We start from the raw sequence: 24,482 nt of genomic DNA, 5'->3' as shown, positions 1-24,482 counted from the left end.
ATAAGGGCCCAACGAGTGGCAAAAACTTTTCTGCGCAGCGGTAATCTCGACGCGTTACTGGCACTGGGGGAGAACGGCCAGCCGGTCTGGGCTTCTGCCCTGCAAATTCGCGAAACGTTACGTTTGCGCCGCCAGACGACACTGGCCAACTGCCTCGCGATCCCGCAGGCCAACGAGCGCGGTGACCGCCTTGACTGGTACGCGCCATTCAGCGGCAAAGTGAAATCCTGGCTGGCGGCCAGCGATCGCGAAAAGCGTCAGGCGCTGGATCAGCTCACCCTTAATCAGCAGGATTTGCAGGCGCTCAGCCTGCGCGCCCGGGATGCCGACAATCCGGCGATGCGCCTGTTTGGGGCGCTGCTGGCAAAGACGCTGCAGTTTCCCGATCAGCAATACGTCTATCTGGTGGATGGCAAGCCGGTGATCACCTTCTGGGGCTTTGTCGACCCGCAGGCGCGCACGCGTGATGATGCGCTGGCCTGCCTGCGCGACAGCCTTGATGAAGAACTGCCGCCGCTGGTGGTGGCCGCGCCGGAGCCAGAAAGGGCTGCCGCGCCTGAACCGGTTGCGGCCCCCGTTGTGGCGGAGCCCGAGCCGGAACTGCTGGCGGAACCCGAACCACAGCCCGAACCCGCACCGCTGAGCGTTGTCGCCGACGCGCCCGCGCGGAAGAAATCCGCACTGCGCCCGCTGCTGCTGGTGCTGCCTCTGGCCGCTGCCGCCGCAGCGGGTGTGGCCTTCTGGTTACACAACGCGCCGGTCCAGCCGGCAGAAACCGAAACCGCGCCTGTGGTCAGCGCCGCGCCCGCGCTGGCCCCGGCGATGCTGGCGAAAGCACAGACGCTGGCCGCCACGCTGCCGCACAGCAGTGCGACGGTGACGCCTGCGCCGGCACCGGCTGCCCCACCGGCACCGCCGGAGGTCGTAGCGGAACATACCGAACCGGCCAAAGCGGACGATCTGGTGATGACGGCCGATGACGCGCGCCTCGGCTCGGTGAAATTTATCAATGGTACCTGGCGCGTGACGCTGCGTCAGACCAATCTGCCGACCGGCAAGCCGCCGAGCCTGCGCTATCAGATCCGCAACGGTAAAGGCAGCGCAGTGATTACCCAGGGCGACAATATTCGCTGTAAAGCCGATGTCACCGCCGCCATGACCAGCGCCGGCACCATGGTAGTGCGCAGCCGCTATACTGCCAGCTGCAGCGATAAATCACGCTATCGCATGCCGGAGCTGGTGTGCAAAGCCGGTGATGGCATTGCCAGCTGTACGGCGCAGTATGGCGCCGATCAGGTGTTCCCGTTGACGATTAAGCGTGAGAGTAAGTAACCATGTTGGCTCCCCTGATTGATGACAAACAGAAAATCACGCTGATCGAAGACAGCGGTGTGCAGTTTCTTGATTTTGGTCTGCGCCTGCCCGCGCTACAGGCGCGGCGGCAGTTTGTGCGCCAGACCGCCAACGGCCCGCTGCTGCGCCTCAACGTTGATGGCAACAGCGGCAAGTTTCTGCTCTATCCGCAGGATGGCGGTGCCGCTGAGGTAGTGCGCCCGGAGACCGATATCGCGCTGGCCGATTCCCTGACGCTGCTGGCCGGGCAGTGGCTGCCGCTGCCGGTGCTGCGCTGTTCCAGCGGCCGTCGTTTTATCGGTGGCCCGGATAACTGGGCGCGTCTGCGCCTTGCGCCGCTCAGCCAGCCCGACGCGGCGGGTAATACCCATCGCATCACCCTCGCCTTTGATACGCGCCTGGTGGCCGACGCGGACGGCGGTGAGCAGCTGGGGTTGAGCAAAGCCGATGCGCAGAACGGCGTCAGCTTTGCGCTGGCGTGGCACAACTATGAGCTGGGCGAGTTCCTCGATCTCACCTGGGTTGACGGCTGGCTGCGCGAGACGTTCAGCCAGCAGGTGTATGCGCTGGAATCACGCCGCGAGCAGGAAGTGAACCAGGCGCTGCGCGAATTTGAATATCAGGCGCACTATCTCAACGTGCTGGAACTGCTGGGCGAACAGCTCGATCTGGCAGAAATCACCATTCAGGCGGCCTCACCGCAAACGCCGGCGGTCAACGTGGATATCATTCTCGACGTCGGCAACTCGCACACCTGCGGCATTCTGGTGGAAGATCACCCCGAAGAGAGCAACGGCCTGCGCCAGACCTATGAGCTGCAGCTGCGCGATCTGTCGCAGCCGCACCAGGTCTACAACGAGCTGTTTGACAGCCGACTGGAGTTTGCCGAAACGCACTTTGGCAAAGCCAACTTCTCGCTGGAGAGCGGCCGCGAAAACGCGTTTATGTGGCCCTCGCTGACCCGCGTCGGTCGCGAAGCCAGCCGCCTGGCGCTGCAGCGCGCCGGCACCGAGGGCAGCACCGGCCTCTCCAGCCCGCGCCGCTACTTATGGGACGAAGCGCGTTATCAGCCCGGCTGGCGCTTCAACGCCAGCGGCGGCAGCGACGAGCCGCAGGCCACCGCCCTGCCGTTTACCCTATTGCTCAACGATGAGGGGCAGCCGCTGCATGCCCTGCCGGAAGATGACCGCCTGCCGGTGTTTTCTGCCAGCTACAGCCGCAGCTCGCTGATGACCTTTATGCTGTGTGAGCTGCTGGCGCAGGCCATGATGCAGATGAACAGCGTGGCCCAGCGCCAGCGTATGCCGCAAAGCCAGGCGCCGCGCCAGCTGCGTCATGTGATCCTGACGCTGCCGTCAGCCATGCCGAAGCCGGAGCGGGAAATTTTCCGTCGCCGCATGCAGGAAGCCATCGCGCTGGTGTGGAAAGCCGAAGGCTGGCATCCGGCCGACGCCGCGTTTGACGCCGCCAGCCAGGCGCACAGCCTGCGGCCGGTGCCGGATGTGCAGATGGAGTGGGATGAAGCCACCTGCGGTCAGATGGTGTGGCTGTTCAACGAAACCCAGGTGAACTTTGCCGGTCGGGCGGAAGATTTCTTCAGTAGCATGGCGCGTCCGGATCGCCCGCGCGAAGCGGATGAGCTGCCGGGCAAAAGCCTGCGCATCGCCTCGATTGATATCGGCGGCGGCACCACCGACCTCGCCATCACCCAGTATCGTCTGGATGATGGTCAGGGCAACAACGTGAAAATCACCCCGCGCCTGCTGTTCCGGGAAGGGTTTAAAGTGGCCGGCGATGACATTCTGCTGGACGTGATTCAGCTGTGGATCCTGCCCGCGCTACAGCAGAGTCTGCAAAAAGCCGGCCTGGCGCTGGCGGAACCGCTGATGAACAAGCTGTTTGGACACGACAGCCGCATGGACGGTCAGGCCACGCTGCGCCAGCAGGTCACCCTGCAGCTGTTTATTCCGCTGGCGCAGGCGGTGCTGGAGCGCTATGAAAACTGGAATCCACTCGACAGCCACAGCGAAATTAACGCGCTGTTTGGCGAGCTGGTGCCGCAGAAGCCAGCCAGCAGCGTGCTGGCGTTTGTCAACGGAGAGATTCAGCGCACGCTCGGCGGCGATAGCCGTTTCGATCTGCTTGACGTGCCGCTGGTGGTGAGCATGGCGCAGTTGCATGCTGAGTTCCTGCAGCACCGGATGGCGATCATCCCGGCGCTGCGCGCCATGTGCGAAGTGGTTTCCCTCTATCAGTGCGATGTGCTGCTGCTGACCGGTCGCCCGTCGCGCTTCCCGGGCATTCAGGCGCTGGTGCGTCATTTGCAGCCGCTGCCGGGCAGCCGCATTTTGTCGCTGGAGGGGTATCACACCAGCGACTGGTATCCGTTCAACAAACAGGGACGCATTGATAACCCGAAATCCACCGCGGCGGTCGGTGCCATGCTGTGTCTGCTGGCACTCGATCTGCGTCTCAGCAGCTTCTGGTTCCGCGCCGGCGATTTTGAACCCTACTCGACCATTCGCTATCTTGGCGTGCTGGATGAAAACGCCACGCTGAGCGATGACAATCTGTGCTACAGCGAGATTGATCTCGACAGCCACAGCTTCGCGCTGGACCGTAAAAGCAGCTTCCGCATTCGCGGTAACGTCTGCCTCGGTTTCCGCCAGCTGGAGAACGACCGCTGGCCGGCGACACCGCTCTACAGCCTGAGCATTACCGATCCGCAGCTGGCGCGCCAGGTAGCGGGCGAAAGCGTGCTGCGCATCAGGCTGGCGGTACAACCGGGCCCGGATAATCTCGGCCCGGAGCGGCTGGTGCTGAGCGAGGCGCGCATGGACGATGGCACGCGCGTGCCGCTGGAGCAACTGAGTCTGAAACTGAATACGCTGTCGGCCACCGGCAACGCCAATGCGCAATACTGGATCGACAGCGGGAGCGTGTGTAAACGATGAGAACTGCCAAAAAAGCCACGCCGGCGACGCCTGCTAAACGCCTGGGCCTGCTGCAGGAGACGGTTGACGGCGCGCTGAACTGGGTGGAGAGCCACCAGGCGCACTCGCCGCGTCTGGCGCTGGAAGCCGATACGCTGCGGCTCCAGCTGCGTCGCGCCCGCGTTGAAAGCCACGCGCTGGCACGACAGCTGGCGCGGCCGGTCACCCTGGCGCTGTTTGGTCAGTCGCAGGCGGGTAAAGCCTGGCTGCTGAGTGAAATGGTCGGCGACGCGCAGGGCCAGCTGATCGCCCGTCTCGGCGACAAAACCCTGAACTATTTTCAGCACATTAATCCCGGCAATCTCGATTTCGCCATCTCCACCCGTTTCAGCCATCAGCGTGAAGCGCAGTCTGGTGCGTGGCCGCTGGAGATGACGCTGCTGAGCGAAGCCGAGCTGATTCGTCTGATGCTGGCCTGTGCCAGCGCGGAAACCCAGCCGGACAGCGCGGCGATTGATGCCGCGCTGCAGCGCCTGCAGCGCCATCGCCAGAGCGAGATGCAGCCCGGCCTCGACAGCGACGCGCTGGTGACGCTGTGGGCGTGGCATCGCCGCCAGCCCGATCACGCCGAGGTGCTGGACCGTCATTTCTGGCCGCAGGCGATTGAGCTGGCACCGTGGCTCAACGTGGACGACCGCGTGCAGCTGTTTGCGCTGCTGTGGCCGCAGCGTCCGGCGCTGAATGAAACCCTGCGCAGCCTGCTGCATCTGCGCCATCAGCTGCGGCACGCGCCGCGCGTGCTGGCACCGCTCAGCCTGCTGGTGGATGACGCCTCACTGCCCGCTGAAAAGCTCATCGGCCATGACGCCGACCTGAACGAATTGATTGAAGTGTGTCCGGTTGTCGCCAACCGCGTGGGCAAACCGCAGTCGGTGCCGCTCGGCTGGCTGGCGCTGCTGACGCTGGAAATCACCCTGCCGCTCAGTTCGACGCCGCGTCAGGCGCTGTATGACGAAGCCGATATGCTGGAGCTGCCCGCGCCGGGCACGCCCGCCGATCGCGATCAGCAGGACGAGCGCGCAAGGTTGCAGGCGCGTGATGCGCTGCGCGCCAGTCTGCTGGAACAGAAACGTGCCCTGCTGCCGGGCTTCTATGCCGCCCGTCAGGGGATCGATTTAATGCTGATTTGTACCGCCGCCAGCCAGCGTCAGGATGCGGATCTCGCCGCCAGCACGCTGCGCGAGTGGCAACTGCAGCAGAGCGCGACGGCCAGCGCGGATAAGCCGCGCCTGATTTGGGCGATTACGCCGCACGATGCGCGCTATCAGCAGTCGCAAATCAACGTCGATGAAGCGGTACAGCGGCAGATTGGTCAGCCTGGCCAAAGCTGGGGCTCCATGCTGGCGCGCGATCGCGCCGGTGTCGACCGCATGAGCAGCTGGCTGCAGGATGAGATGCAGCCGGAGGCACGGCGCGACCGGCTGGCGCTGCAGCTCAGCACGCTGCAGCAGAAACTGGTGGAGCGTCTGCAGCCGTGGACCGAAGCCAGCGCCACGCCGGAACAGGCCGCGCGGAAACAGGCCATCGCCGATACGCTGCTGAAGTGTTTACAGCATCGCACCGGCCTGCACGGCGAGCTGCTTGAGCGTCTGCAGCCGTCGCGCGAAGCGGTGCGCCAGCTGTGGCTAAGTCAGAGCCACGGCAGCACGCCGTCCACCGGCGGCCAGCCAGCCGCGGCAGAGCAGAGCTATTTTGGTATTGGTTTTGAGTTTGACCTGTTTAACGATGAGCCGGTAACCACCGCCGAACCGCGCAGCAGCAGCGGCCAGCGCGATCAGCAGTTTCCTCAGCAGGTGTTCGCGCTGTGGCTGGCGCACCTGCGTCAGCTGCCGGAGAGCCAGAGCCTGCTGGCGCTGCTCAACGTTGATAAGCCGACGCTGGAACTGCTGGTGGAGGAGCTCATCACCGCCAGCTTCCGTCTGCAGGTGCTGAGCAAACTGCAAAGCGCGCTGAACGAAACAGAGACGCAGGCCAGTGCCCATGAAGCGCGCACCGATCGCCAGGTGTCGCGTGCCATGACGGTGCTGGGTGACTTTGTCGCCTGGCTCGGCTTCCTGCAGCGGGATGAACGTGAACGGCCGCAGAGTCGCGTCAATCGCGGCAGCCCGATTTTCGCCCGCCCGCCGGCGCCCAGCGTCAGCTTTTCGTCAGGCCAGCGTCTTACGCGGCTGTCTGCCGCGCCGGCTAACCACACCGCCTATTACATTTATGACTGGCTGGTGGGGTTAAATTCGCTGATCGTCGAAAATAACGGCTACACCGGCGGCGGCGATTTGCCGGCCAGCGCACGCCAGACGCTGGCGATTATGCTGCTGCCGCTGCACGCGTAGTCAGTGAGTAATCAGGCGCAGCTCGCCCGCCAGCTGCTGCGCCGCCTCTTCCAGCAGCGCCAGCACCGGGGCAAACTCCGCGCTGGTGCTGACCTCGGCGACATGCTCCAGATGCAGCGTTGCCGGCAGCGCCATACCGCCGGTCAGCCAGTCCCACAGCGCATCCAGATTGTAACCAAAGCGTTCACCGCAGCCGCTCTGATCGACCAGCGCCTGATAAAAGGCCTGGCGCGTATCCAGCGTGCGAAAATCAAAATGGAGTGTCAGCATAGTCAGGGTAACGGCGTGAAGCTGCGATAGTGATCGGTAGTGAGAAAGATCAGCCCATCAGAAGAGTAAAGCAGACGATCGGCATCGCGGTGGCCGCAGTCGTAATTGACGTCCGCTTCATACCACTGACGCCCTGCCTGCATCGGCAGCCGCCGTTCGCGGTTACTGAAGCGATCGCCGCCAATCGCCCGCCCCGGCAACACCTCACACAGGTTACCTTGAGCCGGATTCCAGCCCTGACGACGTGCCGCGCTTTTGGTGAGATAAAAATCAGGCAAACGGTGATGCTGCTGCAGCCAGCGCGCCACGCGATTGGCATCGGTCAGTTGCGCAATATCCGTCTGTTTTCCTGGCGCAGTACCGCTCAGATGGGGCTTCAGCCCGATCCAGCAAACCACCAGCGCAAACAGTAATCCAATCCAGAGTTTTTTCGACATAGTGACATCCTGAAAGGCAGGACGCCGATAATAGCAGGTTTCAGGCGGGGAAAAACGCGGGCCAGCATAGCTGGCCCTGGCGGAGGTTTACTGCTGCATCGCGCTCGGGGTGTGCGCGGCGTGACGACGCCATGCGCCCGGTGCCACGCCATACTGGCGCTTGAAGCTGCGGTTAAACGACTGCTGTGAATCGAAGCCCAGCGAAATGGCCACGTTGAGGATCGGTTCGTTGGTGGTTGTCAGGCGGTCGGCCGATTTTTTCAGCTTCTTAGCCCGGATGTACTCACCTAGCGGATAGCCGGTGTGCTCTTTGAACATGCGCTGCAGGTGCCACTTCGAATAGCCGGCGCGCCCCGCTACGGTGTCCAGATCCAGACGTGCTTCAATGTTGTTATCAATCCAGTCGATCAGATCGTGAATAAAAGCGTCGCTCATCATCCCATTCTCTCCCGTCGCCATGGCGAATAGTATCAGTATCAGTTGCAATTACACTTTAAGGGTGACTGACTATCGCACTTAATGCAAGTTTTATTATTGCATTAAATGCCGCACTCGCCGTAGGGGCTTTCGCTACCTGTTACGAATTGATCAAAACCGCACATAAAGTGTATCAGATATTCTTGCAGATGCAGTTCGCCCAAGCCTACACTCCTGTGGTTTTAATGCAATCTTAAAAGTTGCAGATTTTTCGTACGTCTCCTTTCTTTTTCACCAACGCGGAATAACAACAATGCATCTGCAAACATATGGGGTTCGTCGGGCCGTAAGCCTGTCAGGAGTGATGTTGCTGGGAAGCCTGCTGGCCGGTTGTGATCGCGGTGTGGCGCAAAACGCGCCGCCGCCTCCGCCCGAAGTGAGTGTCGCGCAGGTGGTGCAACAAAAAGTCAGCCAGTGGGATAGCTTCAATGGCCGCATTGAAGCGGTGCAGAGCGTGCAGCTGCGTCCGCGCGTCTCGGGCTACATCGATCAGGTTAACTATCGCGAAGGCGATGAGGTGAAGAAAGGTCAGGTGCTGTTTACCATTGATGACCGCACCTACCGCGCCACGCTGGAGCAGGCGCAGGCCGAACTGGCCAGCGCACGTAGCCAGGCGGCGCTGGCCCGCAGCGAGTCGGCCCGTACCGACAAGCTGATCGGCACCCAGGTGGTATCGCGCGAAGAGTGGGAACAGCGTCGTTCGACCGCCAGTCAGGCGCAGGCCAGCGTGCTGGCCGCCCAGGCGGCAGTCGATATGGCGCAGCTGAACCTCGACTTTACCCGCGTCACCGCGCCGATTGATGGTCGCGCCAGCCGGGCGATGATCACCACCGGTAACCTGGTGACCGCCGGCGACAGCGCCAGCGTTCTCACCACGCTGGTTTCACAGGACCGCATGTACGTCTACTTTGACGTCGACGAAGCGATCTATCTGCAGTACCAGGCGATGGCGCGTCAGGGCCAGAACCGCGGTTCGCTGCCGGTAGAGATTGCGCTGACCGGCGAACAGGGTTATCCGCACCGCGGCACCGTCGATTTTCTCGATAACCAGCTGACCGCCAGCACCGGCACCATTCGCATGCGCGCCACGCTCGACAATCAGCAGCGTCAGTTTACCCCAGGCCTGTTTGCCCGCGTGCGGCTGCCGGGCAGCGCAGAATTTAACGCGCTGCTGGTCGACGACCGCGCGGTACTGACCGACCAGGATCGTAAATACGTTTACGTGGTTGATGCGCAGGGCAAAGCCGAACGCCGCGATGTTCAGCTGGGCGATCTGGCTAACGGCCTGCGTATTGTGCAGCAGGGTCTGAAGCCAGGCGACAAGGTAATTGTCAACGGTCTGCAGAAAGTGTTCATGCCCGGTATGCCGGTAAAAGCGCAGCCGGTGGCCATGCGCTCCGCTCAATAATAATCGAGACTGCCCGTTATGGATTTCTCCCGCTTTTTTATCGACCGACCGATTTTCGCCGCGGTACTGTCGATTTTGATATTTACCACCGGACTGATCGCCATTCCGCTGTTGCCGATCAGTGAATACCCCAACGTGGTACCACCCAGCGTGCAGGTGCGCGCAGAATATCCCGGTGCCAACCCCAAAGTGATTGCTGATTCGGTGGCAACGCCGCTGGAAGAAGCGATCAACGGGGTGGAAAACATGATGTACATGAAGTCGGTGGCCGGCTCAGATGGCGTGCTGGTTACCACCGCGACCTTCCGCCCGGGGACCGATCCCGACCAGGCGCAGGTCCAGGTGCAAAACCGCGTGGCGCAGGCTGAAGCGCGTCTGCCAGAAGAGGTGCGTCAGCTCGGCCTGACCACCCAGAAGCAGTCACCTACCCTGACGCTGGTGGTGCATCTGTTCTCGCCCCACGGCAAGTACGATTCGCTCTATCTGCGTAACTACGCCACGCTGAAGGTGAAAGATGAGCTGGCGCGCCTGCCGGGCGTCGGCCAGATTCAGATCTTCGGTGCCGGTGACTACGCGATGCGCGTCTGGCTCGACCCGAATAAAGTGGCGGCGCGCGGCATGACCGCCGGCGACGTGGTCAGCGCCATGCAGGAGCAGAACGTGCAGGTTTCTGCCGGGCAGCTGGGCGCAGAGCCGACGAAGAAAGAGAGCGATTTCCTGCTGTCGATCAACACCCAGGGGCGGCTGGAAGATGAGGCGCAGTTTGGCAACATCATCCTGAAAACCGCCGATGACGGCACGCTGGTGCGCCTGCGTGACGTGGCGCGCATCGAGATGGGCTCCGGCAGTTATGCCCTGCGTTCGCAGCTGAACAACAAGGATGCGGTTGGTATCGGTATCTTCCAGTCGCCGGGCGCAAACGCCATCGACCTGTCGAATGCGGTACGCGCCAAAATGGCCGAGCTGGCAACGCGCTTCCCGGATGACGTGCAGTGGGCCGCGCCGTACGACCCAACGGTGTTTGTGCGTGACTCAATCCGCGCCGTGGTTCAGACGCTGTTCGAAGCCATCGTGCTGGTGGTGCTGGTGGTGATTCTGTTCCTGCAGACGTGGCGCGCCTCGATCATCCCGCTGCTGGCCGTGCCGGTGTCGGTGGTCGGTACCTTCAGCGTGCTCTATCTGCTGGGCTTTTCGCTCAATACCCTGAGCCTGTTCGGGCTGGTGCTGGCAATTGGTATCGTGGTCGATGACGCCATCGTGGTGGTGGAGAACGTCGAGCGTAACATTGAGCAGGGCTTAACACCGGTGGCGGCAGCTCACCAGGCGATGCGCGAGGTCTCCGGGCCGATTATCGCCATCGCGCTGGTGCTGTGTGCAGTATTTGTGCCGATGGCCTTCCTCTCGGGCGTAACCGGTCAGTTCTATAAACAGTTTGCCGTGACCATTGCCATTTCGACGGTGATTTCGGCGATTAACTCGCTGACGCTCTCTCCGGCGCTGGCGGCGAAACTGCTGAAGGCGCACGGTGCGCCGAAGGACCTGCCGACGCGCCTGATCGATCGCCTGCTGGGCTGGGTGTTCCGGCCGTTTAACCGCTTCTTCCAGCGCAGCTCGGACGGCTATGAATCGATGGTCGGCAAAACCCTGCGCCGGCGCGGCGCTGTGTTTGGCGTGTACGTGCTGCTGCTGGCCGGTGCCGGCTTCATGTTCCACACCGTGCCAGGCGGCTTTATTCCGACGCAGGATAAGCTGTACCTGATTGGTGGCGTGAAGATGCCGGAAGGCTCATCGCTGGCGCGTACCGATGAAGTGATTCGCAAGATGAGCGAAATCGGCATGAACACCGAAGGCGTGGCCTACTCCGTCGCCTTCCCCGGCCTGAATGCGCTGCAGTTCACCAATACGCCGAATACCGGCACGGTGTTCTTCGGTCTGAAGCCGTTCAGCGAGCGCAGCCGCACTGCGGCGGAAATTAATGCTGAGATCAACGCGAAAATTTCCAAAATCCAGCAGGGCTTCGGTTTCTCCATCATGCCACCGCCGATCCTCGGTCTGGGCCAGGGATCGGGCTATTCGCTGTATGTGCAGGACCGTGCGGGCCTGGGCTATGGTGCGCTGCAAACCGCGATTAATACCCTGTCCGGTGCGGTGATGCAGACGCCTGGCATGATGTTCCCGATCTCCTCCTATCAGGCCAACGTGCCGCAGCTGGATGTGCAGGTCGATCGCGACAAAGCCAAAGCACAGGGGGTATCGCTGACCGATCTGTTCACGACGCTGCAGGTGTATCTGGGTTCCTCTTACGTCAACGACTTCAATAAGTTTGGTCGTACCTGGCGCGTGATGGCGCAGGCCGACGGGGATTTCCGCGACAGCGTGCAGGATATCGCAAACCTGCGCACCCGTAACGATCGCGGTGAGATGGTGCCGATTGGCAGCATGGTGAACATCACCACCACCTACGGTCCGGACCCGGTGATTCGCTATAACGGCTATCCGGCGGCCGACCTGATTGGCGATGCCGATCCGCGCGTGCTCTCTTCTGCGCAGGCGATGGAGAAACTCGAGGCGATGTCCAGCCAGGTGCTGCCGAACGGCATGAATATCGAATGGACCGATCTGAGTTATCAGCAGGCAACCCAGGGCAACACCGCGTTTATCGTGTTCCCGGTGGCGGTGCTGCTGGCGTTCCTGGTACTGGCGGCGCTGTATGAGAGCTGGACGCTGCCGCTGGCGGTGATCCTGATCGTACCGGTGACGATGCTCTCCGCACTGGTCGGCGTGTGGCTGACCGGCGGCGATAACAACGTGTTTGTCCAGGTCGGTCTGGTGGTGCTGATGGGGCTGGCATGTAAGAACGCCATCCTGATCGTCGAGTTCGCCCGCGAACTGGAGATGCAGGGCAAAGGGATTGTGGAGTCAGCGCTGGAAGCCTGTCGCCTGCGTCTGCGCCCCATCGTCATGACCTCCATCGCCTTTATCGCCGGCACCGTGCCGCTGATTCTGGGCGAAGGTGCGGGCGCCGAAGTGCGTGGCGTCACCGGCATCACCGTGTTCTCGGGCATGCTGGGGGTTACGCTGTTTGGCCTGTTCCTGACGCCAGTGTTCTACGTGACGCTGCGTAAGCTGGTGACGCGCAAACAGCAGCCAGCGGTGGAAACGCAGACGGTGTAAACGCTAAGGAGTAAAACCCATCCGGGCCACCGTGCCCGGATTTTTTTTGCCTGGCGCAGCATGACGATGTTACACAGCAACAGCGCGCCTCTGCGCCAGAGCACAGCAGCGTGATTTCACAGGATTTACAGGGGTAGATTGCGCATGCAGAAGCGGAATGGAAAGGTGCGCATCAGCGATGCGCACGGGAGGTTAGCGGTCTTTTTTGCAGAGTTCGGCGATTTCGAGGTCAGGCAGCGGTTCGCAGTTGCTGGTATCGTGCTTTTTCAGCTCGTTAAGGGCATCGGCGACGGTGCGGGTTTCCAGCACTTTAAGCGACGCCTCTTCCGCTTGCTCCGCGATCGATTTGAAGTACCAGCACAGGTTGGCGCTGACCAGGCAGCGCGGTGCGACATCGGGGCGCGACGCCCACAGTTTTTTGTCTTCAATCACTGAGGTGTAGATATCGCGCAGCGTGATCTCAGCGGCCGGACGACCCAGATGGATCGAGCCGGTACGGCCAAGCGTCGAGACAATGATGCCATCGCGCGTTAACGGAACCATGAGTTTCCGAATGAAACTGGGGTTCGCTTCAAGACCGTACGCCAGAATGGCACTGGTCGAGCGTTTACCCAATTGCTCCGCCATCGCTACGCTCAAAACCATCTGCAAAGCTGTCGGGAAGCGGTAATCTAGCATTTCTGTTTCCTGAGTTGCGGCCTATCTTCTTGTTTTCATACCGCGGCAGTGAATAATCAATGAGCAATAAATATAACAAACACTGTTGCTTTTTAGAATACCGAAAATGCTTTCCGCCCGTGACTAACCTGCGCTATTACCCGCCTTAATATCTACTTAAACTATTGAATTTAGATAAAAATATTCCAACAGGGCATGCCACTGAGCGCTTTAGCACTCTGAGCCTTGCGCAACAATATGCGCGATGTGTCACTTTTTTGCCCCCACCGCTGTAGCTGCGGGCTGGCAAAGGATGTTGTGACAAAGGGACGATTATTTCTGCACGGGTGTCGCGCCGTGTGCGCAACCGACCTTCAGACAAGCCATTGTTTCTGTGTAAGAAACAAAAACACCCCGGCGAAGGGGTCTGCGTCAGGGTCGATAAACCGGCTTCTGAAAGGAATAATATTGATCCGGGTCATGATTCCCTTGCTATTTTTTGCACAAAATGCGCGCCGTTACTATTTTCGAGGCGCGAAATAATGTCTGTATTATCCCCGGTCGTCGGCGCATTATTGCTGACCGTTCTCCCGCTGACGGTGGGCATCATCACGGCGGCAACCAGCTGCCTGAATGCGCCAACCTTATGGCAATGCGTACGGATGGCACCGCTGCCTTTCGTTGTCTCGGCTGGCTGCACTCTGCTGTTAAGCGCGTTGTGTTGCCTGCTGCAATATCTGACGGATCGCCACTAAAGCGCAGCAGCGGCCATCTCTGACCGTTAGCCGTCAGTGGCGATTTCAACCTGCGGATTCCGGAGCGCCTGCCGGCAATTTCCGCTTCAGCACCACCACCAAAAGCACGTTGATCAGCGCCAGCGCACATAACAGCCACAGCGTAGCCTGCGCGCCGGAATGCTGGAAAATATAGCCGCCAATCAGCGGTGTGAGCGCCTGACCAATCAGCGCCGGTCGCGCCATGCGGCCAACCACAATGGCGTACTCTTCCGGTTTTACCATCGCCAGCGGCAGCGTACCGCGCACGATAGCCCGCAAGCCATTTCCTGCACCGTACAGCACCATACTCACCAGCGCCCACGCGGGATAACAGGCCAGCAGCAGTAATCCCAGCGCCACCAGCCCGACTGAGAAGAAAGTAGTCCAGATGGGATGGCCGCGCTTAAACGCCATATCGACAATGCGCGACGCCACCTGGCACGGCCCCAGCAGCGTGCTGATCGCCAGCGCGGCGCTCAGCGAATGCCCGCTCGCCTGCAGCAGGGTAATCAGCTGCACCGATATCGCCGTCATGATCACCGACGCGAGGGTAAAGATGCTGCACAGCAGCCAGAACAGCGTGGGGGCCAGCGAATTCTGTGCGGTATGCTGTTGCCTGGTTTTTGGCATCGATGGCGTGCGCGGCGCCGGCAGCGCATACAGGTAAGCCGGCAGCACCGCCAGACACAGCAGCGCGGCAATAGCCAGACAAGCGCCGCGCCACTCCAGCCAGTGGATCAGCAGCGCGATGCCGGGCCACACCAGCGAGGTGCAGAATCCTGAAATCAGCGTAATACCGGTAATCGCGCCACGCGCCTGGCCGCCATATAAGGTGCCCAGCGTGGCGAACAGCGCGTCATACAGGCCCATCGCCATACCCGCGCCGATAATCAGCCAGGCAAACAGAAACAGCGGCAAACTGTGGCTCAGCGCCATGATCACCAGCCCGAGCGCCATCACCGCCCCGCTCGCCGCCAGCAGCCGGCGACCCTGTGCGCGGGCAATCAGCCGGCCGCACAGCGGTGCCAGCAGGCCGGAGATCAGAATGCCGAGCGAAAGTGCGCCATATACCCACTGCTGCGACCAGCCGGTTTCCGCGATGATCGGGTTAGCCATCACGGCCATCAGATAAAACGATCCGCCCCATGACAGGATCTGCACGGCGCCGAGCGTGACGATAGCGGGCGCGCCCGGTTTTGGCTGATACTCCACAGCTAATATCCGTTAACAGGTAAATCACGGTTATAACATGTTCATCCGGCAGGAAAAATGCCCGCGCGCCCTGTTGAGCCGAATTCCACGCCGGGGTTTCAGCGACTGGATGGATAAACCTTATTATAGTATGTTGTAACTAGTATGCCTGCTTGCTCGCCGCGTCATTCAGTGCCACCCTTTGGTATGTTGTAACTATGGAGAACCGCGATGGCTCGCTATGATTTGGTGGCTGATTTACACGAATGCGTGAACACGCTGGAGCGCGAACTCACTGCGCTGCGGGCGTCGGTTGAACAGCAGCCGCTGTTGCTGGCGCGCGTGTTTAGCCTGCCGGAGATCGAGAAAGGCAAAGAGCATGATGAAATCAACCGCATCGCGGTGACCCAGCACCTCGGTAAACGCGCGCGCGAACTGGCCCTCGCCCACTACTGTCGCCTGTTTATGCAGCATCAGTCAGAAAAACTCAGCACCAAAGCGGCGGTGCGTCTGCCTGGCGCCCTCTGCATTGAGGCGGATGAGGCAGCCAGCCAGCGACTGGAGCAGCAGGTCACGACCATCAACACCCTTAAACAGCGGCTGGAGCAATTGATCACCGTCGACTCCGGCCTGCCGAGCGAGGCGCGTTTTGAGTTTGTGCACCAGCATCTGCGTGGCCTGATCACCCTCAACGCCTACCGCAGCGTCACGCTACTGCAGGCGCCGGATACACTGCGTTTTGGCTGGGCGAATAAAAACATCATCAAGAAGGTGACGCGCGAGGCCATCGTCGAGCAGCTGGAGCGCAGCCTGAAGGCGAACCGCGCGCAGGCGCCGTGGACGCGCGAACAGTGGGCTGAGAAAGTGCAGCAGGAGCTGGAGCGGGTGCGGTCATTGCCGGACGGCGCGCAGCTGAAGATCAAGCGGCCGGTCAAAGTGCAACCTATCGCGCGGCTGTGGCGCGCCAGCGAGAAAAAACAGCTGCAGCTGGCCTGCCCTTCGCCGCTGCTGGTGCTGTGCCGCGATCGTACGCAGGTGCCGACGCTGGGTGAACTGCTGGATTACGATGCTGAAAACATCTCGCACCGCTACAAGCCGCTGGCGCAGCCGCTGCATTTGATCATCCCGCGGCTGCATTTATGGAGTGACCGTCTGTAAGGCAAAAAAACAGCGCGACAGGTCGCGCTGCGGTGCCCGGCAGTAAAGCTATTGCTTCATGCTGCCAACCATCTCTTCCGGCCGCACCCATTCGTCAAACTGCGCTTCAGTCAGGTAGCCGAGCTTCAGCGCCGAGGCCTTCAGCGTCAGCCCCTGTTTGTGCGCCTGCTTGGCAATTTCCGCCGCTTTGTCATAGCCGATATGGGTATTCAGCGCGGTAACCAGCATCAGCGACTCGTTGAGCAGCTGATCGATGCGCTCGCGGTTGGGCTCAATGCCCACCGCGCAATGGTGATTGAAGCTGTCCATGCCGTCGGCCAGCAGCCGTACCGACTGCAGGAAGTTGTGGATCACCATTGGCCGGTAGACGTTGAGTTCGAAGTTTCCGGACGCACCGCCCATGTTCACCGCCACGTCATTGCCCATCACCTGGCAGCACAGCATGGTCAGCGCTTCACACTGCGTTGGATTGACTTTGCCTGGCATGATCGAGCTGCCGGGCTCATTTTCCGGGATGCTGATTTCACCGATGCCGCAGCGCGGACCGGACGACAGCCAGCGCACGTCGTTAGCGATTTTCATCAGCGAGGCGGCCAGGCCTTTCAGCGCGCCGTGCGCATGCACCAGCGCGTCGCAGGTCGCCAGCGCTTCAAACTTGTTGGGCGCGGTGACAAAAGGTTGCTGCGTCAGGTCGGCCAGCGCTTTCGCCACGCGCACTGCATATTCCGGATGGGTATTTAGACCGGTACCGACCGCGGTGCCGCCCAGCGCCAGCTCGGCGACATGCGGAATTCTGTGTTCGATGTGCTTCAGATTGTGCTCCAGCATGGCAACCCAGCCGGAAATCTCCTGGCCGAGCGTCAGCGGTGTGGCGTCCTGCAGGTGGGTACGACCAATTTTAACGATGTCTTTAAACGCGACGGACTTCTCGCTCAGGGTGTTTTTCAGCACCTCAATTTGCGGGATCAGCTGTTCGCGCAGCGCAATCACCGCAGCAACGTGCATCGCCGTCGGGAACACATCGTTGGAGCTCTGGCTTTTGTTAACATCATCATTCGGATGCACTTTGCGCGACATGCCGCGCTCGCCGCCCAGCAATTCGCTGGCGCGGTTAGCCAGCACTTCATTCATGTTCATGTTGGTCTGGGTGCCGGAGCCGGTCTGCCAGATGGCCAGCGGGAACTCGTCGCTGTGCTGGTCGGCCAGCACCTCATCAGCGGCGTCGATAATCGCCCCGGCCCGTTCAGCCGGCAGCAGCCCCAGATCGCGGTTAACCTGGGCGGCGGCGCGCTTGGTCAGCGCCAGCGCGTGCACCAGCGCCACGGGCATCTTCTCGGTGGAGATACGGAAGTGCTCCAGCGAACGCTGCGTTTGTGCGCCCCACAACTTATCTGCCGGAACTTCGATCGGACCCATTGAATCTTTTTCAATGCGGTTGGCTGCCATGACTACGTCTCCTTAGCTCAGATTTTGAGGTTTCCGCCTAAGTCGTCTTCCCGCGACGCCTTAGAGCGAGCAAGATTGTCACATACAAGAAATTAACATTATGCGAGCCCATCGCGTTTATTGCACTTGTTCGTGTATTTTCTATGGCACTTTCTGCTTTAATACGCTTATTTACTTACCGTTATTAAGGGTAACCGATGCAAAAATTGAACAATTCGCTGCAAAATTATGCATGGGGCAGCAAAACCGCGCTGACCGAACTCTACGGCATCGAAAACCCGCAGGGATTGCCGATGGCGGAATTATGGATGGGCGCGCACCCGAAAAGCCCCTCTACCGTTGAATTGAATGGCGTCACCCGTTCGCTGCGTGACGTGATCAATGACGATCCGCTCGCGACGCTGGGCGCTGCGGTAGCGCAGCGTTTCGGTGAGCTGCCGTTTCTGTTTAAAGTGCTGTGCGCCGATCAGCCGTTATCGATTCAGGTGCATCCCAGTAAAACTGCCGCAGAAGCCGGTTTCGCGCGTGAAAACGCGGCGGGCATTCCGCTCAGCGCCGCCGAGCGCAACTATAAAGATGCTAACCACAAGCCCGAACTGGTGTATGCCCTGACGCCGTTCCAGGCGATGAACGGCTTTCGCGAACTGCCGGAGATTGTCTCGCTGCTGGAGCCGGTCGCGGGCGCGCATCCGCAGATCGCCCATTTCCTTGAAAACGCCAGCGAAGCCGCGCTGGCTAAACTGTTCGCTACCCTGCTGTCGCTGAAAGACGAGAGCAAAACCCGCGCGCTCGGCGTGCTGAAATCCGCGCTGAACGCGCGCGAAGGCGAACCGTGGCAGACCATCAAAACGATCGCCAGCGACTATCCGGACGATAATGGCCTGTTCTCACCGCTGCTGCTGAATGTCATCACCCTGCAACCGGGTGAGGCGATGTTCCTGTTCGCCGAAACGCCGCATGCCTATCTGAAAGGCGTGGCGCTGGAGGTGATGGCCAATTCGGATAACGTGCTGCGCGCCGGCCTGACGCCGAAATTCATTGATATTCCGGAACTGCTGGCCAACCTGAAGTTCGAGGCCAAACCGGCGGCGACGCTGCTCACGCAGCCGCAGACGCAGGGCGACAGCCTGAACTTCCCGATTCCGGTAGAGGATTTTGCCTTCGCCATCCATACGCTCTCGGCCACGCCGCAAACGCTGGCACAGCACAGTGCCGCCCTGCTGTTCTGCATTGAAGGCCAGGCGGTGATTGAAAAGGCCGGACAGCAGCTGGTACTGCAACCGGGCGAATCCTGCTTTGTCGCAGCCAGCGAGTCGCCGGTGAGCGCGGCGGGGACCGGTCGTCTGGCGCGGGTGTACAACGCGCTGACGTGAGGCGGCTGACGCCTGCAGCATTAACTGCTATTATTTCAAACTATTAATTAAAAAACGCCTGCGGGCGTTTTTCTTCACCCGTCGCGCGGCCCAACGGTATGCGCACGCAAGGATAAGGACGACTCAGCGATGAAAAAGACCAAGGTTGCCGTAGGTGTGATTGTGGCGCTCGGCGTAATCTGGACTGGCGCAGCGTGGTTTACCGGTAAACAGATGGAAAGCCACATGGATGAGATGCTGCAAAATGCCAACAGCCAGATCAACGCGTACGCGCCGAATAGCCGTCTGACGCTCAGCTATCAGGATTACCAGCGTGGCGTATTCAGCAGCAAAACCAAACTGGTAATTCAGGCCAGTTCGCAGACCGAAGACAATCCGCTGCTGAAGCCGGGCCAAAGCATCGTGCTCAACGAAACCATCGACCACGGTCCTTTCCCGTTTGCTCAGCTGAAGCGCGGCAACCTGATCCCCAGCATGGCCTCGGTGCACACCGAACTGGAAAACACCGATGCGGTGAAGAAACTGTTTGAACTGACCCAGGGCAAATCGCTGGTTAATGCCGATACCCGCGTTGGTTACAGCGGCGCGACCGATACCGCGCTGCACCTGCTGCCGGTGGATTACAGCAATGCGCAGACCGGTGATCGCCTCGCCACCAACGGCGGCACGCTCAACGTCAGCGCGGACAGCAAAGGCGACAAAATCAGTCTGCAGGGCGACTTCTCCAGCATCGCCGTCACCAGCAAAAACCAGCTGCAGCAACCGGTGCTGTTTACCCTTAATGGTCTGAAGCTGGGCGGTGACACCCACCTGAGTCCGGAAGGCGTGCGCGTCGGCGACCAGACCATCACGCTGGATAAGCTCGATGCCAGCATTAACGGTCAGGAAGGCCTGACGCTGGAGAAGCTGGACGGGAAGTCCTCGTTCGACAACAAAGACGGTAAGATTGGCGGCCAGATTGATTATCAGGTTGATAGCATCAGCCTGCAGAAACAGCCGTTCGGCGAAGCCAAACTGGCGATGAAATTTGCGCAGTTTGATGCTCAGGCGGTGAAAACCTTCTCTGACCAATACAATGCGCAGATGCAGGATCTGCTGAACCAGCCTGGCGTGGTGGACGATCCTATCCGCTACCAGGCCAGCGTGCAGACCATTCTGAGAAATAACCTGCCGACCCTGCTGAAAGGTTCACCGACCGTGAGCGTGGCACCGCTGAGCTGGAAAAATGACAAAGGCGAGAGCACGTTCAACCTTAACGTCGGTTTTAACGATCCGGCGACCGTCACCGGTGAACCGCAGAGTCTGGGTGCCGCCGTGGATCGCGTGCTGAAAACGCTCGACGGCAAGCTGAGCATCAATATGCCGATGGCGACCGAAGTGATGCGTCACGTCGGGCTGGCGGAAGGTTATCAGGGTGATGACGCGCAGAAGCTGGCCGATCAGCAGGTGAAAGGCCTGGCGGCGATGGGCCAGATGTTCCGCCTGACGCAGCAGCAGGACGATAACATCACTACCAGCCTGCAATACGCTAACGGTCAGGTCACCATGAATGGCGACAAAATGACGCTGGAGCAGTTCCTGTCGCGCTACATGTTAGGCGCGCCAACCAGCGAAGGCATGCCAGAGTAATCCCCGCGGCAGCCCGCTCCGGGCTGCCGTTTTCCCCCGGCAAAAAAATTTCACCCTTTTCTGCATCCGTTCAGCCGCACCGTACGTATATCCCTTTGTGAGCACCCTTCTGCTCCTTCAATGAGGATATATGATGAAAAAGTTAATCAGTTATGCCGTCCTGTCTGCCGCCCTGCTTGGCGCGAACGCTGCGATGGCGGCCATGCACGCCGATTCGGTGATGGTAGGCGGCGCGGCAATGTATCCACAAAAAAACATTATTGAAAACGCCCTGAACTCGAAGGATCACACTACGCTGGTCGCCGCCGTTAAAGCCGCGGGTCTGGTCGATACCTTACAGGGTAAAGGCCCGTTTACGGTGTTTGCGCCGACTAACGCCGCCTTTGCCAAACTGCCTGCCGGCACCGTTGATGCACTTCTCAAACCGGAAAACAAAGCCAAACTCACCAGCGTGCTGACCTACCATGTGGTCGCCGGTAAATATGATATGAAAGCGCTGGAGCAAAAAATTAAACAGGGTGGCGGTAAAGCCGAATTGAAAACGGTGAATGGTCAGCCGCTGTGGATTATGAGCAACGGGCCACACAATATTCAGCTGAAAGATGGTCAGGGTAATGTGGCAAATATCAGCACTTATGATGTAAACCAGAAAAATGGCGTCATTGACGTTATTGATACCGTCTTAATGCCTGAATAACTGTCTATACTCGGTAAGGTTAAACAAACCGGCCAGGAGTATTATGGACGCCTCTCAGGCTGAGCAACAAATAGCCTTAATACAGGCGGTCGCGAAGAGCGACCGCCTGGCTTTTGAACAGCTGTACCGGCTGACTTCCCCGCATCTGTTTGCGGTAGCGCTACGCATGTTACGCCAGCGGGCGTGGGCGGAAGAGATTCTGCATGAATGCTACATCACGGTCTGGCACAACGCCGCGTCATTTAACAGCGCGCTCAGTTCTCCCCTGACCTGGATGACGCACATTGTACGCAACCGTTGTATTGACTGGCTGCGCAGCGGCTATGCCAGACAATTCCATGCCGATGAAGCCTGGCTCGACGATTTAAGCAGCACGCCGGGTGACGTCAGTCTGGATGAGCAGCACGATCGCGAGGTTGCCCGCCTGCACCACTGTCTGCAGCATTTGAGCAGTGAACAGCGCCAGTCGATCGCGCTGGCCTATTATCAGGGCTTATCACATAGCGACATTGCCGGGTGGCTGCAGCAGCCAGTGGGCTCGGTTAAAAGCTGGATTCGACGTGGCCTGGACCACCTGCGGGAGTGTGTTGGACGATGAGTGACAAGGTGCAGCGGGATGACGCCCTGGCGGCGGAGTATGCCCTCGGCACGCTGCGCGGCAGCGCGCGATTGCGTTTTCAGCGCAGACTGCAGGCCGAGCCGGCGCTGGCAGCGCAGGTCGCCCGCTGGCAGACGCTGCTGGCGGGTCTCGACCAGGTTCAGCCGCCCGTCACGCCGCCGGAAACGCTGTGGAAAAAAATTGCCCTTTCCCTGCCGCCCGACAAGCGCGTCGCGCCCGCACGCCGGACGCTACCGTGGCTGGCTGCCGCCTGCGTCGCGCTGGGCTTCGCGCTGTCGGCTTACTGGCTGCGCGAGCCGGTGATGACACCGCTGGCGGTGCTGACCGATGCGCAACACAGTCAGCAATGGGTGGTGAGCGCCAGCCGCCGGCAGGACGTGATCAGTCTGGCGCCGCTGCAGGTCAGCGCGGTCAGGGCGGATCAGAGTCTGGAACTGTGGCTGATTCCGCCTGGCCGGGCGCCAGTTTCACTCGGTCTGGTCACCGGAAGTGCGCCGCAGCAGTATCCGATTGAGAAACAGCAGTCCCTGGTTAAGGCGACGCTGGCGATCAGTCTCGAGCCGCACGGCGGTTCACCAACCGGACGTCCAACGGGTCCGGTGCTTTACAGTGTGAATTTATAATCGGTGATGGTCACGGGTGAAATTAGCGTTAACACGGCAGCGTTTATTATTTGTTGACGCCCAGCGTGTTGCAGGCGGAGTGCTGTTAATCATTACGGCGTGACTTAAGCTAAATTAACGGGCACTGAACGCTCAATTTCAGCAAACGGCAAAAACAATGAAAGTTTATTTATCCGCCGGCGAGCTTTACTGCCGCGGCCAGGCGAAATAACCCTCTTGTAAATTAATCTGGCATATCTTTGGGAAAGAAATATTTTATCGACGATTCATTTTCTTTTTCAGAATTCCCTGCCATGCTTAAAACGCTAAACCATAGTACGCGATATTATCGCGAACAATAAATAATAACGCTCGACACCATTGTGTCTTAAACGACACCGGGGAAACTCACCATGCAATTTCTTAAAAACTTCACCATTCGCCGGGTTGTGCAGTGCATCCTGGTCGCGGCGCTACTGATTGTGGCGCTGGCCGGGATCTATGGCAGCACGGTGCTGCGCGACATGCATCAGCGCGAACTGCATAACGCCACACTGACCAGCCAGCTGCTGTTTCTCAATCGCGCCAGTTTAGTGATGGCATCGGGAACCACGGCGGCAAAAGCGGCCGTAGCGGCCGATGCGCCGGCCGATAGCGACTGGGCGCCGCTGCGTGCCGCCCTCGCCGCATCGCCGGCTGACTTTGCGCTGCCTGCGGCTGAGCGCCTGCAGTTGCTGCAGCGCGACATCGCAGCGAATAACCATGCCGACCAGTCCGATCGCCAGCGTCTGCAAATGGCCTTTGGCATAGCTGCACTGCTGATGCTCGCGCTGCTGCTGTTCTGTGACCGTTTTCTGGTCACGCATCTGGTACGGCCGCTGGGGGCGCTGCGGGAACATTTCCGCGGCATCGCCGCTGGCGATCTTACGCGGGAACCGCAGGATTTTGGCCGCAACTGTGTGGGTCAGCTGATTCCGCTGGTCAGGCTGATGCAGCAGAGCCTGCTGACCACGGTGCGTGCCGTGCATGACAACACCGACGTGCTGCGCAAGGAGTCTGCGGATATCGCCAGCGGCAACGCCGATCTGTCCGACCGCACCACCCGCCAGGCGGCTGCGCTCGAGCAGACCTCGGCCAGCATGGAGCAGCTTAGCGCCACCGTAGAGAAAAATGCCCACAGCGCCGGCGAAGCGCGCGAGCTGGCTGAGGATGCGGCGCGCACCACACGCGACGGCGAAGCGCTGGTGAAAAGCGTGTCAGCGATGATGGCCGATATCGCCACCGAAGCCGATAAAATCCGTCAGTTCACCGCCACGGTTAACAGCATCGCGTTTCAGACCAATATTCTGGCATTGAACGCGGCTGTTGAAGCCGCTCGCGCCGGTGAGCAGGGACGCGGCTTTGCCGTGGTGGCAGCTGAAGTGCGCACGCTGGCACAACGCAGCGCCAGCGCCGCGAAGGAGATCGAAGGGCTGATTAATGGTACCGTGACGCGCGTTGGCGAGGGCGCGCAGACCGCGCAGCGCGCCGGCGCGATCATGGACAGCGCCACGCAAAGCGTTTCAGCCGTCACCTCGCTGATTGGCCAGATTGCGCTGGCGTCAGACGAACAGAGCAAAGGCATTGCCCAGGTTACGCTGGCCGTGACCGATCTGGATCGCGTTACCCAGCAGAATGCCGCCCTGGTGAAAGAGATTGCCGCCTCGGCCGGCAGCCTGAATGGCCGTACCGGAACGCTGGCTGCGGTGATCAGTCATTTTAACTTTTCTGACAGCCCGCAGCACTGCGCGCTGCTGGCCGGTCAGCGCCCCGTTTCAGCCACCGGCAGCTTCGCGACAGAAAAGCTTGCCGTCTCTGACCCGGCATAGCTCGCAGCCGATAACCATACCGCC

The 24,482-nt window shown here is 60.3% G+C and carries 19 protein-coding genes; 13 read left to right on the top strand and 6 right to left on the bottom strand.

Going from position 1 to position 24,482, the window contains the following annotated elements:
* The first annotated feature begins 15 nt into the window (after window positions 1-15).
* From KOL70_RS04605 to KOL70_RS04595, 3 genes are read left to right on the top strand one after another with little or no spacing between them, the layout of a single operon-like run.
* The gene (locus KOL70_RS04605; protein WP_215480270.1) at window positions 16-1,332 is read left to right on the top strand and encodes an SrfA family protein; all 1,317 of its coding nucleotides are present in this window, start codon (window positions 16-18) and stop codon (window positions 1,330-1,332) included.
* A gap of 2 nt (window positions 1,333-1,334) precedes the next feature.
* Window positions 1,335-4,307 (top strand): virulence factor SrfB, encoded by a 2,973-nt coding sequence (locus KOL70_RS04600; RefSeq protein WP_125309626.1) that lies wholly within the window; start codon window positions 1,335-1,337, stop codon window positions 4,305-4,307.
* Window positions 4,304-6,676 (top strand): virulence factor SrfC family protein, encoded by a 2,373-nt coding sequence (locus KOL70_RS04595; RefSeq protein ID WP_215480269.1) that lies wholly within the window; start codon window positions 4,304-4,306, stop codon window positions 6,674-6,676. The genes KOL70_RS04600 and KOL70_RS04595 overlap by 4 nt, the downstream gene beginning before the upstream one ends.
* Here the strand turns inward: KOL70_RS04595 and KOL70_RS04590 are convergent, their stop codons facing one another.
* The 3 genes from KOL70_RS04590 to KOL70_RS04580 all read right to left on the bottom strand — a co-directional run bounded on the left by KOL70_RS04590 (window position 6,677) and on the right by KOL70_RS04580 (window position 7,821).
* Window positions 6,677-6,946, bottom strand: a complete 270-nt coding sequence (locus KOL70_RS04590; protein ID WP_215480268.1) for a barstar family protein — start codon at window positions 6,944-6,946, stop codon at window positions 6,677-6,679.
* Between the two features lie 2 nt (window positions 6,947-6,948).
* Window positions 6,949-7,383 (bottom strand): ribonuclease domain-containing protein, encoded by a 435-nt coding sequence (locus tag KOL70_RS04585; protein ID WP_215480267.1) that lies wholly within the window; start codon window positions 7,381-7,383, stop codon window positions 6,949-6,951.
* An 87-nt stretch (window positions 7,384-7,470) separates the two neighbouring features.
* On the bottom strand, window positions 7,471-7,821 hold the full coding sequence (locus tag KOL70_RS04580; protein ID WP_021506154.1) for a helix-turn-helix domain-containing protein: 351 nt from the start codon (window positions 7,819-7,821) through the stop codon (window positions 7,471-7,473).
* 292 nt (window positions 7,822-8,113) lie between these two features.
* Between KOL70_RS04580 and KOL70_RS04575 the strand changes: the two genes are divergently transcribed.
* Both KOL70_RS04575 and oqxB read left to right on the top strand, forming a co-directional pair.
* The gene (locus tag KOL70_RS04575; protein WP_031279145.1) at window positions 8,114-9,268 is read left to right on the top strand and encodes an efflux RND transporter periplasmic adaptor subunit; all 1,155 of its coding nucleotides are present in this window, start codon (window positions 8,114-8,116) and stop codon (window positions 9,266-9,268) included.
* Window positions 9,269-9,286: 18 nt separating this feature from the next.
* Window positions 9,287-12,442 (top strand): multidrug efflux RND transporter permease subunit OqxB, encoded by a 3,156-nt coding sequence (gene oqxB / locus KOL70_RS04570; RefSeq protein ID WP_215480266.1) that lies wholly within the window; start codon window positions 9,287-9,289, stop codon window positions 12,440-12,442.
* A gap of 192 nt (window positions 12,443-12,634) precedes the next feature.
* Here the strand turns inward: oqxB and KOL70_RS04565 are convergent, their stop codons facing one another.
* On the bottom strand, window positions 12,635-13,120 hold the full coding sequence (locus KOL70_RS04565; RefSeq protein ID WP_031279147.1) for an Rrf2 family transcriptional regulator: 486 nt from the start codon (window positions 13,118-13,120) through the stop codon (window positions 12,635-12,637).
* Window positions 13,121-13,641: 521 nt separating this feature from the next.
* On the opposite strand from KOL70_RS04565, the gene KOL70_RS04560 reads away from it, so the two are divergent.
* A complete protein-coding gene (locus tag KOL70_RS04560; protein WP_088515833.1) occupies window positions 13,642-13,854 on the top strand; it encodes a hypothetical protein in 213 nt (70 codons plus the stop codon).
* Window positions 13,855-13,899: 45 nt separating this feature from the next.
* Here KOL70_RS04560 and KOL70_RS04555 read toward each other — a convergent pair whose 3' ends face one another.
* Window positions 13,900-15,087, bottom strand: a complete 1,188-nt coding sequence (locus KOL70_RS04555) for an MFS transporter (RefSeq protein WP_215480265.1) — start codon at window positions 15,085-15,087, stop codon at window positions 13,900-13,902.
* Window positions 15,088-15,297: 210 nt separating this feature from the next.
* Here KOL70_RS04555 and tus point away from each other — a divergent pair, with 210 nt between their 5' ends.
* Window positions 15,298-16,224 carry a DNA replication terminus site-binding protein gene (gene tus / locus KOL70_RS04550; protein ID WP_215480264.1) on the top strand — a complete coding sequence of 309 codons (927 nt, stop codon included), beginning with the start codon at window positions 15,298-15,300 and terminating at the stop codon, window positions 16,222-16,224.
* Window positions 16,225-16,272: 48 nt separating this feature from the next.
* Here tus and fumC read toward each other — a convergent pair whose 3' ends face one another.
* The gene (fumC, locus tag KOL70_RS04545; RefSeq protein ID WP_215480263.1) at window positions 16,273-17,670 is read right to left on the bottom strand and encodes a class II fumarate hydratase; all 1,398 of its coding nucleotides are present in this window, start codon (window positions 17,668-17,670) and stop codon (window positions 16,273-16,275) included.
* A 197-nt stretch (window positions 17,671-17,867) separates the two neighbouring features.
* Between fumC and manA the strand changes: the two genes are divergently transcribed.
* The 6 genes from manA to KOL70_RS04515 all read left to right on the top strand — a co-directional run bounded on the left by manA (window position 17,868) and on the right by KOL70_RS04515 (window position 24,458).
* Entirely contained in the window at window positions 17,868-19,043 is a 1,176-nt protein-coding gene (gene manA, locus KOL70_RS04540) for a mannose-6-phosphate isomerase (RefSeq protein ID WP_215480262.1), read from the top strand.
* A gap of 129 nt (window positions 19,044-19,172) precedes the next feature.
* Window positions 19,173-20,672: a YdgA family protein gene (locus KOL70_RS04535; RefSeq protein ID WP_215480261.1), complete on the top strand. Its 1,500-nt coding sequence runs from the start codon at window positions 19,173-19,175 to the stop codon at window positions 20,670-20,672.
* A gap of 133 nt (window positions 20,673-20,805) precedes the next feature.
* The gene (locus tag KOL70_RS04530; RefSeq protein WP_031279149.1) at window positions 20,806-21,369 is read left to right on the top strand and encodes a fasciclin domain-containing protein; all 564 of its coding nucleotides are present in this window, start codon (window positions 20,806-20,808) and stop codon (window positions 21,367-21,369) included.
* A 43-nt stretch (window positions 21,370-21,412) separates the two neighbouring features.
* Window positions 21,413-21,967: a sigma-70 family RNA polymerase sigma factor gene (locus KOL70_RS04525; protein ID WP_058780621.1), complete on the top strand. Its 555-nt coding sequence runs from the start codon at window positions 21,413-21,415 to the stop codon at window positions 21,965-21,967.
* Window positions 21,964-22,611: an anti-sigma factor domain-containing protein gene (locus KOL70_RS04520; RefSeq protein WP_058758468.1), complete on the top strand. Its 648-nt coding sequence runs from the start codon at window positions 21,964-21,966 to the stop codon at window positions 22,609-22,611. Before KOL70_RS04525 ends, KOL70_RS04520 begins: the two co-directional genes overlap by 4 nt.
* 392 nt (window positions 22,612-23,003) lie before the next feature.
* Window positions 23,004-24,458: a methyl-accepting chemotaxis protein gene (locus KOL70_RS04515; RefSeq protein ID WP_254185832.1), complete on the top strand. Its 1,455-nt coding sequence runs from the start codon at window positions 23,004-23,006 to the stop codon at window positions 24,456-24,458.
* The last annotated feature ends 24 nt before the right edge of the window (window positions 24,459-24,482 follow it).

This window comes from Pantoea sp. B270, from assembly GCF_018726825.1.
GTDB classification, from domain to species: Bacteria; Pseudomonadota; Gammaproteobacteria; order Enterobacterales; family Enterobacteriaceae; genus Pantoea; species Pantoea dispersa.
This window is presented reverse-complemented; position numbering and strand designations above follow the sequence as displayed.

What these genes read in the sequence shown, in the direction of transcription:
- KOL70_RS04530 (WP_031279149.1), top strand. Translation starts at nt 20,806, where the DNA reads ATGAAAAAGTTAATCAGTTATGCCGTCCTGTCTGCCGCCCTGCTTGGC.
- KOL70_RS04565 (WP_031279147.1), bottom strand. Translation starts at nt 13,120, where the DNA reads ATGCTAGATTACCGCTTCCCGACAGCTTTGCAGATGGTTTTGAGCGTA.
- manA (WP_215480262.1), top strand. Translation starts at nt 17,868, where the DNA reads ATGCAAAAATTGAACAATTCGCTGCAAAATTATGCATGGGGCAGCAAA.
- tus (WP_215480264.1), top strand. Translation starts at nt 15,298, where the DNA reads ATGGCTCGCTATGATTTGGTGGCTGATTTACACGAATGCGTGAACACG.
- KOL70_RS04525 (WP_058780621.1), top strand. Translation starts at nt 21,413, where the DNA reads ATGGACGCCTCTCAGGCTGAGCAACAAATAGCCTTAATACAGGCGGTC.
- KOL70_RS04535 (WP_215480261.1), top strand. Translation starts at nt 19,173, where the DNA reads ATGAAAAAGACCAAGGTTGCCGTAGGTGTGATTGTGGCGCTCGGCGTA.
- KOL70_RS04590 (WP_215480268.1), bottom strand. Translation starts at nt 6,946, where the DNA reads ATGCTGACACTCCATTTTGATTTTCGCACGCTGGATACGCGCCAGGCC.
- oqxB (WP_215480266.1), top strand. Translation starts at nt 9,287, where the DNA reads ATGGATTTCTCCCGCTTTTTTATCGACCGACCGATTTTCGCCGCGGTA.
- KOL70_RS04520 (WP_058758468.1), top strand. Translation starts at nt 21,964, where the DNA reads ATGAGTGACAAGGTGCAGCGGGATGACGCCCTGGCGGCGGAGTATGCC.
- fumC (WP_215480263.1), bottom strand. Translation starts at nt 17,670, where the DNA reads ATGGCAGCCAACCGCATTGAAAAAGATTCAATGGGTCCGATCGAAGTT.
- KOL70_RS04575 (WP_031279145.1), top strand. Translation starts at nt 8,114, where the DNA reads ATGCATCTGCAAACATATGGGGTTCGTCGGGCCGTAAGCCTGTCAGGA.
- KOL70_RS04600 (WP_125309626.1), top strand. Translation starts at nt 1,335, where the DNA reads ATGTTGGCTCCCCTGATTGATGACAAACAGAAAATCACGCTGATCGAA.
- KOL70_RS04595 (WP_215480269.1), top strand. Translation starts at nt 4,304, where the DNA reads ATGAGAACTGCCAAAAAAGCCACGCCGGCGACGCCTGCTAAACGCCTG.
- KOL70_RS04585 (WP_215480267.1), bottom strand. Translation starts at nt 7,383, where the DNA reads ATGTCGAAAAAACTCTGGATTGGATTACTGTTTGCGCTGGTGGTTTGC.
- KOL70_RS04515 (WP_254185832.1), top strand. Translation starts at nt 23,004, where the DNA reads ATGCAATTTCTTAAAAACTTCACCATTCGCCGGGTTGTGCAGTGCATC.
- KOL70_RS04580 (WP_021506154.1), bottom strand. Translation starts at nt 7,821, where the DNA reads ATGATGAGCGACGCTTTTATTCACGATCTGATCGACTGGATTGATAAC.
- KOL70_RS04560 (WP_088515833.1), top strand. Translation starts at nt 13,642, where the DNA reads ATGTCTGTATTATCCCCGGTCGTCGGCGCATTATTGCTGACCGTTCTC.